Source organism: Sabulibacter ruber (assembly GCF_017355955.1).
In the GTDB taxonomy this organism is placed as follows: Bacteria; Bacteroidota; Bacteroidia; order Cytophagales; family Hymenobacteraceae; genus Nibribacter; species Nibribacter ruber_A.
Genome location: NZ_JAFFID010000001.1, coordinates 414901 through 432568, shown reverse-complemented (window position 1 = coordinate 432568; position 17668 = coordinate 414901). Strand labels below are relative to the sequence as shown.

The following is a 17668-nucleotide window of genomic DNA, read 5'->3' as shown; positions in this document are numbered from 1 at the left end:
GGCTTTTTTTATGCCCTTTCTAGAGCTACAGCCTCAAACCATATGTGGAGCTAACGCGCTAAGGTGTTGTCTGAGACAAGCGGGAATCTGGCTATTGACATCCCTGCTGGAATTAGCTCTAATCTATGATGTAGTGGTGATAGGCAAGCAGCAAAGTATAAGAACCATCTTCAAACACCGGTTGGGTTTGCCAATGACCTTGGAAGGCTCGTTAATAGTTACTTCTATCCTGTGATTTTGCGACTGATGATGCTGGTTCTTATTCATGATAGGTGAGTTTAGGTTACTTTCTCATAATATCCTCTCTTTTTCTGGTCATTTCTTCTCTAAGCACTCATCGCTTTTACAGGCTCATGATATTTATACTATTGGTTTAAGCGGCTTCTACTGTCTCCTTCTGGTGTAAAACAGACTATTTAAACATAACCGCCTGAGAACCAATAATCTGTATTATGTAATCTTTTTAACCATCCTCAATGAACCAATATGTATGGGTAGAAGAAAAGTTATAATTCATGTTAAAGTTTAATAGAATATTCAATTCCTGTTTATAGTTGAACAAACTGGATTTTTTCAAATGCAATAAGAAAGTTTAAAATGTACTAAACCTTTTCTATTGTTCAGAATGGGTCTATTTTCTAGTATAAAGTAGTCTTTAAATATAATTATTCAAAACAAAAAACATTATATATTGAAAAATATATGTAATTATTGCTGTAGGTGGTGTTTTTTTATTTTGAACATTAACAGTAGCTTTGGTTAAGACTAGTCCCTGAATCTTTCCTGAACCTCCTGTTTCTCCGCTTGATCTGCTTTAAAAAATGAAATTAGACCTCTACCGATCGTTTACAGCCCTTAGTTTACTTTTTAGTACATTTCAAGTATTCGGCCAACAAACTACCGCCAATGAAAATGTGAATCCCTATACCGCCAATTTTGGCTACGGTAGCAACATGGGAGGATACGGCAACGGTTGGACCGATAAAAACCTGGCAATCATCGTTAATAAAGCCGGTGGCAACTCGCTCAGACCAACCCTGCCAGACCACTTCGTGGAGAGATGGGGCTACAACATCCGCTTAAGTGAGTTCCAATACTATACTAATACATTAGGCATGAAGGAGGTTACCTGCTTCATTGAAGGTCCTTCCGAAGCCCACCGCGACCAAACCACCTATCCGGGTTGCTCCACGCCCTCCAAAGTATTCGCCAACCTGTATGAGCCCATCTGGAAATCTGACGGCACGGTGAATCCCAATAACTACTACGCCAATTACGTCTACAAACTGGTGCAGACCTATGGTCCTTACATCAAGAACTGGGAAGTAGTAAACGAACCAGACCTAGGTGCCAATAACCCTTCTGAGTGGCTGACCCGGGCACCGCTTCCTTCTGAGTTGTACAACCTGAAAGCCCCTTTCTTTAACTACGTTAGAATGCTGCGTATCACGTGGGAAGTGATCAAGAAATACAACCCCGATGATCATGTAACCCCGGGAGGGATTGGCCACACCAATTTCCTGGATGCCTTGCTCCGCTACACAGATAACCCTAATGGCGGGGCAGTGACAAGCCAATATCCTAATAAAGGAGGCGCTTACTTTGATATGGTAAGCTACCATGTGTATCCAACTTTCTTCCTGCGTAAATGGGATAACTCCATCGGTGGCTTTAGATATTTGCGTAACTCAGACTATGCCGCCGCACAGGTGATTGGCCACAAGAACGGTTTAGAAGCCGTTTTGCTGAAACACGGCTATAACGGGGTAACTTATCCTAAGAAGCACTTCATTGTGACGGAAACTAACGTGAGTCGCCGTACCGTTGACTGGCGCCATAGCTCAGATGACATGCAGCGGAACTTCGGGATTAAGACTTTGGTGTTGGCGCAGAAGAACGACATCAAACAGGTACACTTCTTCAGCGTAGGACAAGCCGCCGATGCCCCTTCCTCAGAGACCATCGCCAGTTCAGTGGAGTACTCTTTGATGGGGATCCATGAGAACCTTAAAACCAACGCTTTTGGCGCCGAGAAGCTTTCTCCGCTGGGGAAAGGTTTTAAAACTACCAGCATGCTCCTGCAAGGGTATTCCTATGATGCCAACCGTACCGCTGCACTGAACCTTCCGGCTAGCGTTGAAGGGGGTGCCTTCAGAAAAGACGGAGAATATGTGTATGTACTTTGGGCCAAAAACCCGAATGATAAGTCAGAAACGTACACGCAGCCTTACTCTTTCCCGGCGGGCCTGAATCTATCATCCGTAACCCGTTATGAATGGGATTACTCCATCACCGGTAAGTCAACGCAGCAAGCATCCACGGGTCTTACCTTGAACACCGCTCCATCCTTCTTTAAAGGTGTTTCTTCTACTTCTACGGTAAAACAGAACCAGACCATCTCCTTTACCGCCATAGGAGCGAAGGTGTACGGAACGGCGCCATTCACCTTGCAAGCCACGGCTACCTCGGGCTTAGGTGTTAGCTACCGGGTAGTTTCCGGACCCGCCACTGTAAGCGGAAGCACCTTGACAATAACTGGAGTAGGAACTGTGACGGTAGAGGCTACCCAGGCCGGAAGCACTACTTACAATGCAGCCCCTGCGGTAAGCCAGAGCTTTGCCGTTTCACAGGGTACTCCGGTCATCACTTTCAATGCTTTGTCTTCTAAAACCATAGCAAGCCCCGCTTTTGAACTGGTAGCCATCAGTACCAATACCGCTACCCCCATTACCTTCACCTCTTCAAACCCCGGAGTTGTGTCGGTGTCCAATGCAACAGGTAAGTGGATGGCGACCATAGTAGCAACTGGCTCCGCCAACATCACTGCCTCGCAGGTGGCCAGCACAAATTACCTGGCCGCGGCAAACGTGGTACGCACCCAGTCTGTCACCACATCCTCAACTTCTACAACTACCCCAATCACTGCTTCCACTAAAATTGAAGCCGAAAAGTACACCAGCATGTACGGCGTGTACATAGAAGCATGTAAAGACGCAGGATACGGGTACGATGTAGGGCGCATTGATGCCAACGACTGGATGAAGTACACCGTGAACGTGAGCGCCACGGGCACCTACAACATGAATTTCAGGGTGGCGGGTACCGGAACTGGTCAGCTGGAAGTCAGAAACAGCGCTGGAGCGGTTCTTAAGACGGTAGACATCCCAAGCACGGGTGGGTGGCAAACCTGGAAGACGGTAAGTGCTTTGGTGCCATTGGCTGCCGGTAGCCAAACCCTGCAGATCTACGTGAAGAAATCAGGCTGGAACTTCAACTGGTTTGAGATAACTTCAGCTTCTGCTTTGTCCTCAACCGCGGCTTCTGTTGTAGAGGAACTAGGATCAGATGCATTCGCCACTTCCCTGACCGTTTATCCAAACCCGACGACTGATAAAGTTCAGGTGAGGATAGGCCAGCAGATTACCGGCGAGGTAAACCTGGTTCTGCTGGATGCAGCCGGAAGAACATTGGATAGCATTACCCTTACAAAAGGAACCGAGGAAGTTACCCAAACCATTTCCTTAGAAAAGGTAACCAGCGGTTTATACTTCATCCAACTGAGAGCAAACGGAGTAAGGGAAGTCAGAAAAGTTCTGAAGCAATAAGCGAAAGACAATACCTTACATCAACGATATCAGAGAAGGCCGGAGCTACTGTTCCGGCCTTCTCTTTTTTGATGGTGCTCCTAATAGGAGAAATACTAAACCTGTTTTTAGGCTATTTTCATGAAAAGGCCCTTAAACCTCATCTTTTACAAATTTGGTTACCTCTTAACAAATCGGAGTTTGGTAACGGATTCCCGGCTGAACGTGAATCCGGTAACAGCTCCGCTGGAATTTTTTTGAAACTCCAGGCAGTTGTTCCCCTGGAAGTCTGCCAGAAACTTATTTCCGCTTACCGGAAGAAATGGCACATGTATTATCCTGAACAAGCTCAAACCGAGTTTCCCTTTCTTCACGGTTATGCGGTAGGTTTTACCAAGCTCTGGACTGTAGAAGGTGCCTTCAAACGTTTTCAGATCATCTGGCGCGTAGACGGCAGAATCCACCTTTTTCATCGTAGCTCCTGAGGTCCAGGCCTGGTATTCCAGTTTCATGCTGTTTGGGGAAGAGTTCGCCTGAAAAGAGTAGGCCTGGCTTTGCAAACCTTCGTTCACAAACCTGTTGGGTTGAACCTGCTTCAGCGGAACCCGATACCCATTGATAGAACTGGCCGCAAAAAGTTTGTTCTCTTGTAGGGTTACAAAGCGGGCCTCCGCCAGGTTTTCCTTATTCAGGTAAATGCCGGTTAGTTGCTTCAATGAGATTTGTTCACCTGGGTGATTGGCTATTTCAGGAGTTTGTTCCTGCTCTTGCAGAGGCAACAGCCAGCTTCCCATCCGGACCAGCTGTGGGGTGAGTTGATACAGATTGGTAGTGTTGGCCAAACAGATGAGGGTGAGCTGATACTCGGGGAACCGGACCATTTCGGCTATAAAACCCGGGTCACTTCCTGAATGGGTGATTACTTTGGTGCCTCTATAGTTTTCAATCTCAAGCCCAAAGCCGTAAGGAATCCTGGTGCCATTAGTGAGAGTGCCTCTTGCAGTGATCTGTTCAATGAGCGCCTGGTTCTTCTTGCCTAGCTGGTTATTATAGAAATTCTGATCCCACTTGGCTAAGTCTTCCAAAGTGCTCACCAGCCCCGAGGAACCCACGGTATTGGCTTTAAAGTGAGTTGGTTTGTAAATGGTTTTACCTTTCTTATAGGTTACCGCATAGCCCTGGGCCAGCCTGGGAATGTCAGCAGAAATGGTTCCATAGAAATGGGTGTTGGACATACCCAAGGGATCAAAGATGTTTTCCCGGGCAAATTCTGCCAGCGACTTGCCTGATACCCCTTTCACGAGTTCAGCCAACACTACGTAGCCACCATTGTTGTATTCGTGCCGGGTGCCGGGAGTGAAGTTCAGATCCGTTTGCTTCATAAGCTTCGCCATTACCTCAGCGTTGGTGTAGTGCTTTTCGCCTTTGAACGATAAGCCTATCAGCGTGAAACCGTCGCGCAATCCGCTGGTGTGGTATATCAAGTGTTTGATCCGAATGGTGTCTTTAAACACTGGCAGTTCAGGCATGTATTTCCTTATATCATCCTCTAATCGCAGCTTACCTTGCTCCTCCAGCAGGGCCACGCTGGCAGCCGTAAACTGTTTTGCCATGGAAGCGATCCAGAACTGATGCGAGCCGTTTAAGGGCTCCTTTTTCTGAATATTGGCCATTCCGTAAGTTTTCTGGTAAACCAGTTGTCCTTTATGTATAATGCCCAAGACCGCTCCGGGTGTATTGGGATGGTTCCAGTTTCTGAACACTGAATCGATCTTGGTTTGCAGGTCCGGTGAAAGGGATTGGGCCGAGGCGAGGGTGGTAAGGCTAAACAGCAGGACGGTTAAAAAGGTGGCGATACGCATAGTGGTAAGTCATTGATTTTCGGCTCAAATCAAGCAAACCAAAGTTTCAGAAGGGATTTTTGGGCGTGGTATGTTACTGAACCGTCCTTATTTCAGGGATGAATGGTTCTCTTTCAGCCATTGCCGGAACGCTGGAGCCCGGTCTTTGCTGACCATGATTTGATCCGGGAGCTTTGGCGAAGGCTTCAGAGAGGCTAAGACTTTCCCGTTTGTCTCTGCCTGGAACATGGCCACCGCTTGCCTTGACAAAATAAATTTCCGGTTAGCCCTAAAAAAATAAGGGTGGGGTAACTGCTGCATCACCTTGTCCAGTGAACTCTCCAGAACGAACAACTTGCCCTCAGAGGAGACCAGGTAGGTTTCTTTTTCCTCAGAATAGATTCCCAGGATTTCTTCGAACGGAATCAGGAATTCTTTCTTGCCAGACTTAACCAGATAGCTTTCTGCTTGAGGCCGAACCTCTGATGCTTCTAAGGGCGAAGCGCTTATCGGGTTTTCCTGCTCCTTTTCTCTTTTTGACTGGAAAGCGCCATAAAAGTACAGGCCTACATAAACGGCGTTGATGAAGAGAATGAAAATATTGGCGATGACCAGGTCAAATTGGAAGAAGTTCTCATTAGGATAGGGCCTAAACAACGCATACTCCAGCCAAACCAAAAAAGTCAGAGCCAGACTGCAGACAAAGCAGGAAAGCCCCACCTGGATAACCAATCTAAGCACGAAATGCTCCTGCCAGCTTAGTCTCTTATCCAGGTACCGGAGAAGGAAAAGAAACACCTGCCAGATCAGAAAGATCTTGAAAGCGTCACTGCAAAGCTCATACGCTAACATCCAGTTCAATTGAATGTTATTGTAAGTAAGGTATTGGGCAAAAAGCGTGATGACCGGGATGCCGATGACCTGAACCCACTTGTCCTGGTAAACGGGTAATGCACTTGAAGGAGCCAACTTCTTTTCAAGGGTATTCATACCGGCAAACTAGTCTTTTGGCAATCAGGAAACACAGGCTTAAAAGTAGGTTACCTCAATTTACAAAAATTCCAGAACCCTTAAGTGAGTGTTGATGAACTTGCCATTCTTTACCTAAGCCAAATACTAGCAGTAAGTCTTCCGGACGACGGATTCGTTATGAGCCTCCTTTGTGGAAATTAGGTTAAATTCCGTTCCGGCTGTGGTTGATGTGCCTCAAGAGGTAAGCTGCTGAGGGCAGGAAAGGGGGTAAAATAAAAAAAGCTCCACCAGGAGTGGAGCTTTGTAGCGGGGAGCAGAATCGAACTGCCGACCTTAGGGTTATGAATCCTACGCTCTAACCATCTGAGCTACCCCGCCGAATTGTGGTGCAAATGTAGGGGAAAGATTTAACATCACACAAGTTTTTTTGTATAAAATATTTTCATTTACTTGAGAAGCATATAGCACCCCCGACCTAAATCACTAACGCCCTTTACCTTTACGCTTTGTTGTCTATGAGTAAAATAAAGTTCATTAGAGAGTATCCTCTCAATGCTTCGGCCAAAATGCTGTACCCCTACCTGAGCACCGCTTCTGGCTTACAACAGTGGTTATGTGATGCGGCCCTGCAAGTGGGGGAGCGCCGGTATAATCTCATTTGGGATAACCAGGAACACATTGCTGAGATGACCAGCCACCGCATGAACAAATCGGTTCGGTTCACTTTTCCAGGTACAAACAAGGGCACTCCGCATGATTACAGCTACATTGACTTCTCTATTGAGACAAGTGAGCTCACGCAGGAACAATTTTTGCGCGTTGTAGATTATACAGACGTAGGAGACGTTGAACAACTAACGGAGCTTTGGGACAATCAGGTTCTAACCTTGCGGGAGTTGTTAGGAGGATAGGTTTCCTTTTCGCCTCTTTTCGTAAATTGGGCCACTTTTCCTGAAGATGCTCCGGTTCTTACCAATGTCCGGCCCTGCAGGAGCGGCTTCTGTGCATGAAAAAATTAGATAAACTTATTCTTAAGTCCTTCATAGGACCGTTTGTTTTAACCTTTGCCGTAGTAGAGTTCATTCTGCTGCTCCAGGTCATCTTGAAGTATCTGGATGACTTAGTAGGCAAAGACCTGGGAGCCGGGATTATTGCTGAATTGCTTTTCTACTTCAGTCTGAACCTGGCTCCAATGGCCTTTCCGTTGGCTATTCTGCTTTCTTCGCTCATGACCTTCGGGAACCTGGGGGAACACCATGAGCTGACGGCCATCAAGACCTCAGGCATTTCGCTGGTGCGTACCCTGCGCCCGGTGTTCATCTTTTCGGTTATCCTAACCATCGCCGCGTTCTTCTTTCACAATACCATCGTTCCGAAGGCGAACCTGAAAGCGTACAGCCTCATGTGGGACATCCGGCAGAAGAAACCTGCTCTTGACTTGCGCGAGGGATCTTTCTACAACGGTCTGCCAAACCGAAGCATCAGGGTAGGGAAGAAGTTTGAGGATGGCCAGACCCTGAAGGACATCATGATCTATGACCACTCCAACGGGCAAGGCAATGCCACGGTGATGCTGGCCGACTCCGGGAAAATGTACACCCAGTTCAACGACCAGTACCTGGTTCTGGAGATGTTCAACGGGAAAACCTTTGCGGAAGAGCGTCCTAGCAGCGCTAACAGCTACGGGCAAAACTCAGGTTACCTGCGGCAGGCGTTCTCCAAAAACAAAATTGTGGTGAACCTTTCCTCCTTTCAGATGACGCGCTCCAACGCCCAGTGGTTTGCTGACAACAAGATGATGAAGAACATCAACCAGCTGACTCAGGTAACCGACTCGTTGCAGAAGCAGATTGGAAAGGAAACCAGCTTGCTGGAACCCAATGTGCGGCCGTTCTACTCGCATTTCTCTTCTCTGAAAGCCAGTGACACGCTCAAAATCAAGGTAGACAAGAGCATGTTGCAGCCAGAAATCACGTTGCAGGACGTACAGACGGCGGCCAACGCTGCCCGCAACGTAAAAAGCTTCACCAGTTCTTACGCCTCCAGGCTAACTACCATCCAGCGGGAGCGCAACAACTATGAGATTGAGATCTACCGCAAGTTCACGGCGGCTACGGCCTGTTTTATCATGTTCCTGATTGGAGCTCCGTTGGGGGCTATCATCCGGAAGGGCGGGTTAGGGATGCCGGTGATCATTTCCATCGCCTTCTTCATTGTCTACTACGTGCTCAGCATTTTGGGCGAGAAATGGGGCAGGGAAGGAGTGGCTCCGGTGCCAATTGGCATGTGGGCCGCCAACATGATTCTGCTGCCGGTGGGCTTGTTCTTCCTGGTGCAGGCCCGCAATGACTCAAGCCTGCTGGAGTTTGACTTCTGGCGGAAATTTACCGCCCGTTTACGCCGGAACAAAGCAGTATAGTAAAGAAATTGTTGCTGAATATTCAAATAAAAGTTTGAATACTCGCCTTAGTTTTCTAACTTTGCGCCTTGTATTCAGAACTGCGATAAAAAAGACAAGTACAGTTACACGCAATGAAATTAACTACCGAAGCGAAAAAAGAAATCTTCCAAACTAGCGGTTTTTCTAAATCAGCCACCGATACCGGATCAGCTGAATCACAAATCGCCTTGTTTACTGCCCGGATCAACCACCTGACAGACCACTTGAAAACTCACAAAAAAGACTTTTCTACTCGTTTAGGTCTTTTGAAACTGGTAGGTAAGAGAAGAAGATTGCTGAATTACCTTACTAAAACCGACATTGAGCGCTACCGTGCTATTATCGCTGAGTTAGGCATTCGTAAATAATCATCATAAAAAGATTAGGGAATTCATAAACGGGATTCCCTATCTTTTTTATTGCCGCTGCTTTCCCGTCTTTCTCTTAGCGCCCTTGGGTTATTCCTTTGGGTGCATTTTACTTTGATTGCATCTTATATCAAGAACGATGTCATACAACGCTATAAATAAAACTATCCGCATGGCCAATGGCCGTGATATTACTATTGAAACCGGCAAGCTGGCCAAACAGGCCGACGGTTCAGTAGTGGTGAAGTGCGGAAACGCGATGCTGCTAGCTACGGTGGTGTCTAACAAAGAGGCCCGCGAAGGAGTAGATTTCCTTCCCCTTTCCGTAGACTACCAGGAAAAGTTCGCTTCTTCCGGTAAAATCCCCGGCGGTTTCCTGAAAAGAGAAGCCCGCCTTTCAGATTATGAGATCCTGATCAGCCGTCTGGTTGACCGCGTACTGCGCCCAATGTTCCCAGACGATTACCACGCAGAGACCCAAGTGATCATCAACCTGATCTCTGCCGACTCTGAGATTCTTCCTGATGCCCTGGCAGCTTTGGCTGCCTCTGCCGCTATCTCTGTTTCCGATATTCCGTTCAACGGCCCGATCTCTGAAGTGCGGGTAGCTCGTATTGACGGCCAGTTCCAGATCAACCCATTGCTGTCTGACCTGAGCCGCGCTGACATTGACCTGATTGTAGGTGGTTCTGCCGATAGCGTAGCCATGGTGGAAGGCGAGATGAGCGAAGTGTCTGAAGAAGACATGTTAGAGGCCATCCGTTTGGCGCACGTAGCGATCAAAGACCAGGTGCAAGCCCAGATTGAGTTAGCCCAGGAAGTAGGAGCTACAGAAAAACGCACCTACAGCCACGAGACCAATGATCCTGAACTGAAGGAAATGATCTTCAAAGCTGTGTATGACAAGGCCTATCAGGTTGCTGCCGCCGGTAACAACGTGAAAGCGCAGCGCAAAGAAGCCTTTAAAGCCATCAAAGAGGAGTTTGTGGCTTCATTGCCAGAAGATCATACCTATGACGCTACCCTGATTGGAAAATACTTCCATGATGCCGAGAAAGAAGCCGTACGTGATGCGGTTCTGAAAGAGCGTCGTCGTCTGGACGGTCGTGCGCTGGATGAAATCCGCCCTATCTGGTCAGAAGTGAACTATCTGCCTTCTGCCCACGGTTCGGCTATCTTCACCCGTGGTGAGACCCAGTCTTTGACCACTGTAACCTTAGGTACAAAATTAGATGAGCAGATGATTGACGGAGCCATGTTCTCTGGCTTCAATAAGTTTATGCTGCACTATAACTTCCCTCCATTCTCAACCGGTGAGGCCAAGCCAATGCGCGGTACTGGTCGTAGAGAAGTAGGACACGGAAACCTTGCCATGCGTTCTCTGAAGAAAGTATTGCCCCCGGAAGACGAGAATCCATACACCATCCGTGTCGTTTCTGACATTCTGGAGTCAAACGGTTCTTCCTCTATGGCTACCGTTTGTGCCGGTACATTGGCGCTGATGGATGCTGGTATCCAGATCAAAGCCCCGGTATCTGGTATTGCCATGGGTCTGATCATGGATGAGGAGTCTGGCAACTTTGCCGTTCTTTCTGATATCCTGGGTGACGAAGATCACCTAGGTGATATGGACTTCAAAGTAACCGGTACGGCCAAAGGAATCACGGCTTGCCAGATGGACATCAAAGTGAAAGGTCTTTCCTTTGAGATCCTGGGTCAGGCTTTGGCTCAGGCTAGAAACGGTCGTCTGCACATTCTGGGCGAGATGAACAAAACCATCGCGCAGCCTAACCCAGACTTCAAACCGCATACCCCACGTTCTCAGAACATCATCATTGACAAAGAATTCATTGGTGCTATCATTGGACCAGGCGGTAAGGTGATCCAGCAGATCCAGCGCGATTCTGGTGCGGTTATCCAAATTGAAGAGAAAAACGACAAAGGATACGTGAACGTGTTCGCCACGAACCAGGAAGCCATGCAACTGGCCGTATCTAAAATCAAAGCCATTGTGGCCGTACCAGAAGTGGGCGAGACCTACGTTGGTAAAGTGAAATCTATCCAGCCATACGGCGCGTTTGTGGAATTCATGCCCGGCAAAGACGGTCTGCTGCACATCTCTGAAGTGAAGTGGGAGCGTCTGGAGAGCATGGAAGGCGTATTGGAGCTAGGCGAGGAAATCAAAGTGAAGCTGGTGGACATTGATCCTAAAACCGGCAAATTCAAGCTTTCCCGCAAGGCTCTGTTGCCAAAACCAGAACGTTCAGAATCTGCTCCTAAAAAAGCCTAATCAGATTACCTTCCTGAACCCGGTCTAACCCCTGCCATACAGGTGTGTTTGGCCGGGTTTTGGGGCTGATTTCCTAAAACCAGCCTCAAAACAAAGGAGTTAGCAGGTGTTTTCGCGTTAAGAGAACTTTTGGAGCCAGCGAGGGGTTATCCCTACAGCCAACCAATACAGAGATTTACACAGATAGAAATACACTCCAATGAGACAGCTGAAAATAAGCAAGCAGATTACCAACCGTGAGAGCCAATCCCTTGACAAGTATTTGCAGGAGATTGGGAAGGTGGACTTGCTCACCCCAGACGAGGAGGTAACGCTTGCCCAGCGCATCAGAGAAGGCGACCAGTTCGCCCTCGAGAAATTAACCAAAGCCAACCTGCGCTTCGTGGTGTCGGTTGCAAAGCAATACCAGAACCAAGGTCTTTCCTTGGGAGACTTGATTAATGAAGGAAACCTGGGCTTGATCAAAGCCGCCAAGCGTTTTGATGAGACTCGTGGTTTCAAATTTATCTCTTACGCCGTATGGTGGATCCGTCAGTCTATTCTGCAGGCTTTGGCCGAGCAGTCCAGGATTGTGCGTCTTCCGTTGAACCGCGTAGGTTCTTTGAACAAAATCTCCAAATCTTTCTCTGAACTGGAGCAGAAGTTTGAGCGGGAGCCTTCTCCAGAAGAAATCGCGGAAGTACTTGAACTGACTACTGCCGAGGTGGTAGACACCCTGAAGATCTCTGGTCGTCACGTGTCTGTGGATGCTCCGTTCGTGCAAGGCGAGGAAAACCGTTTATTGGACGTTCTGGAAAACGAAGACGAAGAGTCTCCGGATACGGGCCTGATGAACGACTCTCTGCGTAAAGAAGTACAGCGTGCCCTTTCTACCCTGACCAAGCGTGAGGCCGATGTGATCACCCTTTACTTCGGTTTGAACGGTGAGCACTCGTTGACCTTGGAAGAGATCGGTGAGAAATTCAACCTGACTCGCGAGCGTGTACGCCAGATCAAAGAAAAAGCGATTCGTCGTTTACGTCATACATCCCGCAGCAAGGCCCTGAAGCCGTACTTAGGATAAAGATAAAATAGTATTTCAGAAGCCTTGGTTTCTTACGGAGCCAAGGCTTTTTGCTGTTTAATAGGTTCTCTGCTAAGAGCTTAGATGGTGTTTTAAAGCAGAAAATTAGAAAATACGGCAAAAACGTGCTCCTTGAATTAAACCAAAGGAACTCCCGCTGGTCTAAAGATAGTTATACTTAGAAGGCCTACCGCAGGCCATCAAAGAAAGAGGCTTCCTGTGCTAAAGTTCTTTGTACCACCAGGTTCATACTAAGTAGTTTCCCTGAGGGAACGGGTATGTAACTGCAGGGGCAAGGCTAAACTGGTAGCGTCTTTAAATTTATTCGTAATATTGCACTCCCAAATTATACCATATATGGAGAATCAAAAGGAGCGCGTAAAGTGTTTGATCATCGGTTCCGGTCCTGCCGGGTATACCGCCGCTATCTACGCCTCACGTGCCGGTCTTAAACCGGTGATGTACCAGGGCTTACAGCCAGGTGGTCAGTTGACCATTACCAATGACGTTGAAAATTACCCAGGATATCCTCAAGGCATCAATGGCCCGCAAATGATGGAAGATTTCCGTCAGCAGGCCGAGCGTTTTGGGGCAGACATTCGGTACGGAATTGCAACTTCCGTTGATTTCTCGGGCAAGCCGCACCGCGTGACAATTGATGAGCAGAAAGAGATTGAGGCAGACACCGTGATTATTGCCACCGGGGCTTCGGCTAAGTGGTTAGGTCTGGAGTCTGAGGCCCGTTTGAACGGAAGCGGGGTTTCTGCCTGCGCCGTGTGTGACGGTTTCTTTTACCGGGGGCAGGAGGTAGCCATTGTAGGAGCGGGTGATACTGCCTGTGAAGAGGCGCATTACCTTTCCCATCTTTGCTCCAAGGTGTATATGATTGTGCGCCGTGATGAGATGCGGGCTTCCACTATCATGCAGAACCGTGTGAAGCACACGCCAAACATTGAGATTCTTTGGAACAGCGTAACCGAGGAAATCTTGGGAGACCACGCGGTACAAGGCGTGCGCATCAAAGACACTAAGACAGGTGAGGTGAAAGACATACCGGTAAATGGTTTCTTTGTGGCCATTGGGCACGAACCGAACTCTAAAATTTTCCAGCCTTACCTGGAGCACGATGAGAGCGGGTACCTGAAGACCATTCCGGGCACTACCAAAACCAATGTTGACGGCGTGTTTGCCTGTGGCGACGTGCAGGACAACGTGTACCGCCAGGCGGTGACAGCAGCGGGAACCGGGTGTATGGCAGCTTTGGACGCTGAACGATACCTGGCCTCGCTAGAGGACTATCAATAAAGGAAGAACAAGCCACTATCCACTTGCTGAAGCAATAAAATAGGGGCTTGTTCAGTTTTAAAGCCGTACCCAAGCTATTTTGGCTCCGGTGATTAATTGGATTAAATGTTTTTGAGAAAACTGCTTTTCTTTCTTTTGCTCGCCAGTTTCTCCCTAACAGGGCACCTGGCCGAAGCACAGAAAAGAAGAACCAACAGAGACTTGTTCAAGCGGAGGGCTCCAAAGATAAAACATGTGAAGCCTGATACATCTGTTGTAGTAAAACAGGTGACCTCCCAAGACAGCGACAAGCCCAGCCGCGCTGAGTTTAGCCCGGTCAAGAAGCTTTCCATTGTTAGCGAAGATACCAGCTCCCTGGATTTGGGCGAACAGAGCATTGTAGAGATGTCTGAGCAGATTCAGATGGATGATAGTGTGTGGGTGAAAATCGCCGCCTATTATGCCATCTGGGATACCCGCAACATCAATCCATACCGCAAAGACGGTCGGCAGATCCAGGATACCATTGCCCTGAGGCTATATGACGACAAGCATGCGTATAAAATGCCTCTGGTGAAAACTCCGGTTACCTCTGATTTCGGGTTCAGAGGTTATCGGTGGCATTATGGTACCGATCTTGACCTGGATACTGGTGATTCAGTGAAAACCGCCTTTGACGGAGTGGTGCGTATTTCCAAGTGGGACGGTGGCGGTTACGGCAATTACCTGGTTGTTCGGCACGTAAACGGCCTGGAAACGCTATATGGTCACTTGAGCAAACCCATTGCCAAAGTAGGACAATTTGTGAAAGCCGGAGAGTTGATTGGATGGGGCGGCAGCACCGGCCGCAGCTCAGGACCACACCTGCATTACGAGGTACGGTATGAGGGAAATCCCATTGACCCGGAGGAGCTTTATGACTTTCCGGAGTATCTGCTGAAGGGAGAAAACTTCAAAATCACCTCGGCGCTCTTCAACTACTATAACCGAGCGAAAAGGAAAAGTTCTAGTGGAGCTTCCGCAGCCAGAAGGGTTGTGTACCACAAAGTTAGAAGCGGAGAGGTGTTGGGTTCCATTGCCAGAAAGTATGGGGTTCCAGTATCTCAGATCACCCGCTTGAACCGGATCACCCCTAGAACTACGCTGAGGGTGGGCAGAAGCCTCCGTATAAAATAAGACATTTCAATGAAGTTAGATATATTGGCCTTCGCCTCTCATCCAGATGATGCTGAGTTAGGCTGCGTAGGCACGCTCATGGCGCACAAAGCCCTGGGCAAAAAGATTGGCGTGGTAGACCTTACCCGAGGCGAACTAGGCACCAGAGGAACAATAGAAACCCGCGCTCAGGAAGCAGCAGATTCTGCCAAAATACTAGGGCTGGACGCCCGCGAAAATCTGGGTTTAGCCGATGGTTTCTTCAAAAACGACGAGGAACACCAGCGCATCGTGATCCAGGCTATCCGGAAGTACCAACCGGAAATTGTCCTGATGAACGCCATCCATGATCGTCACCCAGACCATGGCAGGGGAAGCGCCCTGGTGTCAGAGTCCTGCTTTTATTCAGGCCTGCGGCGAATTAATACCTATACTTCAGAAGGAGAGGAGCAGGAAGCCTGGAGACCGAAAGCCGTGTACCACTACATCCAGGACCGCATGATCACGCCAGACCTGGTGGTAGATATCACTCCTTACTGGGAGAAAAAGGTAGAAGCAATCAGCGCCTTCAAAACCCAGTTCTTTACCCCGGCAAGTGCCGATAGTACTGAGCCGTCTACTTATATCTCTTCGCCTGAGTTCATGCGCTTCATTGAAGCCCGGGCTTTGGAATTAGGCCACGCCATAGGCGTTACCTACGGAGAGGGATTTACCAGAGAGCGGTTCCTAGGCGTGAAAAATCTTTTTGATTTGATCTAGAGTAGAGAGATCTACATAAAAGAGCTGTTCCCCGTTTTAGGCCTACTTTCATCAAAAGAATCATAAAACGGGGGACAGCTTTTTTTGGCAATGAATTCTTCCTGACGTAAAAAGCAGGGCTATTTCATCAGAGGGACCCCGCTTTTATTTTTACGTTTATAGCCTGTTTGCAAGATTTCAGGGGCAAACTGTTCCTGCTATTTCAGTCTGTTTTTACGCCAGTCAGACATTCCTGAGGTGGAAGTGTTGGTGCCTGCTGATGTGGGAGCAATGGCTTTCTTAGTCTGGCCAGCGAAGATGGCGGCTAACACCGCGGCAATTTCTTCTTCGTCCTGGGTTGGAGTTGGCTGCAGAACCGATGGATCCTGGAAGTAGCGTTCAATGAACTTGGTGTCAAAATTACCTGAACGGAACGCTTCGTGTTCCATCACAAACTTGCCGAAGGGCAGGGTGGTTTCAATACCGGTAATCTGGTACTCTTCAATCGCCCTGATCATCTTCTCAATGGCTTCCTGCCGGTCTTTCCCAAACGTTACCAGCTTGGCGATCATGGGGTCATAGTAGATAGGAATCTCCATGCCTTCTTCAAAGCCATCATCTACCCGCACCCCCAAACCTTGCGGACGCTTGTAGGTGGTCAAAGTTCCAATATCCGGGAGGAAGTTGTTAGCCGGGTCTTCTGCGTACACGCGTAGCTCTAAGGCATGTCCTGAAATGGTGAGGTCTTCCTGCGAGAAGGAGAGAGGCGCTCCCTGGGCAATCTTGATTTGCTCTTTCACCAAGTCCAATCCGGTGATCTGCTCCGTAACGGGATGCTCCACCTGCAGACGGGTGTTCATTTCCAGGAAGTAGAAGTTAAGGTTCTCGTCCAGCAGGAATTCTACCGTTCCGGCGCATACGTAGTTGCAGGCCCGGGCCACATCTACCGCGCAGCGCCCCATGGCCTCGCGTAATTCCGGCGTAAGCACAGAGGACGGTGCTTCTTCTATCACCTTCTGGTGTCGGCGCTGAATAGAGCATTCGCGCTCAAACAAGTGCACGATATTGCCGTGGGTATCGCCCAAAACCTGTATCTCAATGTGACGGGGCGAGCCGATGTACTTCTCTATAAAAACAGACCCGTTCCCGAAGGCTGAGGTTGCTTCGCTCACGGCCAGCTGCATCTGTTCCTCAAACTCAGAAACGTGCTGCACCACCCGCATTCCTTTTCCGCCCCCGCCGGCACTGGCTTTGATAAGGATGGGGAAACCTACGGTAGAGGCTATCTCTTTGGCGGCTTCTACATCGGTGATGGCGTACTCGGTGCCGGGAACCATCGGGATGTTATATTGGGCTACAGCAGCCTTGGCGGCCAGCTTGCTACCCATCAGTTCAATGGCTTCTGGGGAGGGGCCAATAAAGGTGATACCGGCTTCTTTTACTTTTTGGGCAAATTCGGCGTTTTCAGACAAGAAACCGTAGCCCGGGTGAATAGCGTCTACGCCCAGGCGCTGGCAAACCTCCAAAATGACATCGGCGCGTAAATAAGAGGCACTGGAAGCCGGAGGGCCAACACAAACGGCCTCATCTGCGTAACGCACGTGCAAGGCCTGTCTGTCGGCCTCAGAGTAAATGGCTACGGTTTTTATGCCCATCTCCCGGGCAGAGCGCATGACACGTAAGGCAATTTCTCCGCGGTTGGCAACCAGTAGCTTGGCAATCTTCTTCATAGAAGTGAATACGGTTCGGTTCGTTTTTCAAAGAACGTGCATTCCGGCCAAACATAAAAGGTCATTTTTTTGATCTAACTGGCACTACCTTTGTATTTGAAGACAATCAATGTAAATTTGCCAACCTTTTAGGTCTTATTTATTGATTCAAGTTGGAGGTGTAAACATCCATCGATTCATTAACCGCCTTAACCAAATATAAA

12 protein-coding genes and 1 tRNA gene are annotated in these 17668 nt (G+C 48.5%); 9 read left to right on the top strand and 4 right to left on the bottom strand.

Features of this window, described 5'->3' with window-relative positions; genetic code table 11:
* Window positions 1–914 precede the first annotated feature (914 nt).
* Window positions 915–3605 (top strand): carbohydrate-binding protein, encoded by a 2691-nt coding sequence (locus JT719_RS25485; protein WP_207430487.1) that lies wholly within the window; start codon window positions 915–917, stop codon window positions 3603–3605.
* A 158-nt stretch (window positions 3606–3763) separates the two neighbouring features.
* Here JT719_RS25485 and JT719_RS01825 read toward each other — a convergent pair whose 3' ends face one another.
* The 3 genes from JT719_RS01825 to JT719_RS01815 all read right to left on the bottom strand — a co-directional run bounded on the left by JT719_RS01825 (window position 3764) and on the right by JT719_RS01815 (window position 6775).
* On the bottom strand, window positions 3764–5446 hold the full coding sequence (locus JT719_RS01825) for a serine hydrolase domain-containing protein (RefSeq protein ID WP_207430485.1): 1683 nt from the start codon (window positions 5444–5446) through the stop codon (window positions 3764–3766).
* Between the two features lie 87 nt (window positions 5447–5533).
* A complete protein-coding gene (locus JT719_RS01820; protein ID WP_207430483.1) occupies window positions 5534–6415 on the bottom strand; it encodes a LytR/AlgR family response regulator transcription factor in 882 nt (293 codons plus the stop codon).
* Between the two features lie 286 nt (window positions 6416–6701).
* Window positions 6702–6775: transfer RNA gene (locus tag JT719_RS01815), tRNA-Met, on the bottom strand.
* A 137-nt stretch (window positions 6776–6912) separates the two neighbouring features.
* Between JT719_RS01815 and JT719_RS01810 the strand changes: the two genes are divergently transcribed.
* The 8 genes from JT719_RS01810 (at window position 6913) to bshB1 (ending at window position 15756) form a co-directional block, all read left to right on the top strand.
* Window positions 6913–7308: an START-like domain-containing protein gene (locus JT719_RS01810; protein WP_242693045.1), complete on the top strand. Its 396-nt coding sequence runs from the start codon at window positions 6913–6915 to the stop codon at window positions 7306–7308.
* 95 nt (window positions 7309–7403) lie between these two features.
* Window positions 7404–8816, top strand: coding sequence for an LptF/LptG family permease (locus JT719_RS01805; protein ID WP_207430481.1), 1413 nt, complete (start codon window positions 7404–7406; stop codon window positions 8814–8816).
* Between the two features lie 113 nt (window positions 8817–8929).
* On the top strand, window positions 8930–9205 hold the full coding sequence (gene rpsO / locus JT719_RS01800) for a 30S ribosomal protein S15 (RefSeq protein ID WP_207430480.1): 276 nt from the start codon (window positions 8930–8932) through the stop codon (window positions 9203–9205).
* Between the two features lie 139 nt (window positions 9206–9344).
* Window positions 9345–11495: a polyribonucleotide nucleotidyltransferase gene (pnp, locus tag JT719_RS01795; protein WP_207430479.1), complete on the top strand. Its 2151-nt coding sequence runs from the start codon at window positions 9345–9347 to the stop codon at window positions 11493–11495.
* A 199-nt stretch (window positions 11496–11694) separates the two neighbouring features.
* Complete coding sequence (locus JT719_RS01790) at window positions 11695–12558, top strand: sigma-70 family RNA polymerase sigma factor (protein ID WP_048920485.1); 864 nt, start codon at window positions 11695–11697, stop codon at window positions 12556–12558.
* A 357-nt stretch (window positions 12559–12915) separates the two neighbouring features.
* A complete protein-coding gene (gene trxB, locus JT719_RS01785; protein WP_207430478.1) occupies window positions 12916–13863 on the top strand; it encodes a thioredoxin-disulfide reductase in 948 nt (315 codons plus the stop codon).
* A gap of 234 nt (window positions 13864–14097) precedes the next feature.
* Window positions 14098–15018: a peptidoglycan DD-metalloendopeptidase family protein gene (locus JT719_RS01780; protein WP_341350731.1), complete on the top strand. Its 921-nt coding sequence runs from the start codon at window positions 14098–14100 to the stop codon at window positions 15016–15018.
* A gap of 9 nt (window positions 15019–15027) precedes the next feature.
* Complete coding sequence (gene bshB1, locus JT719_RS01775; RefSeq protein ID WP_207430476.1) at window positions 15028–15756, top strand: bacillithiol biosynthesis deacetylase BshB1; 729 nt, start codon at window positions 15028–15030, stop codon at window positions 15754–15756.
* Between the two features lie 197 nt (window positions 15757–15953).
* Here the strand turns inward: bshB1 and accC are convergent, their stop codons facing one another.
* Entirely contained in the window at window positions 15954–17465 is a 1512-nt protein-coding gene (gene accC, locus JT719_RS01770; protein ID WP_207430475.1) for an acetyl-CoA carboxylase biotin carboxylase subunit, read from the bottom strand.
* Between the last annotated feature and the right edge of the window lie 203 nt (window positions 17466–17668).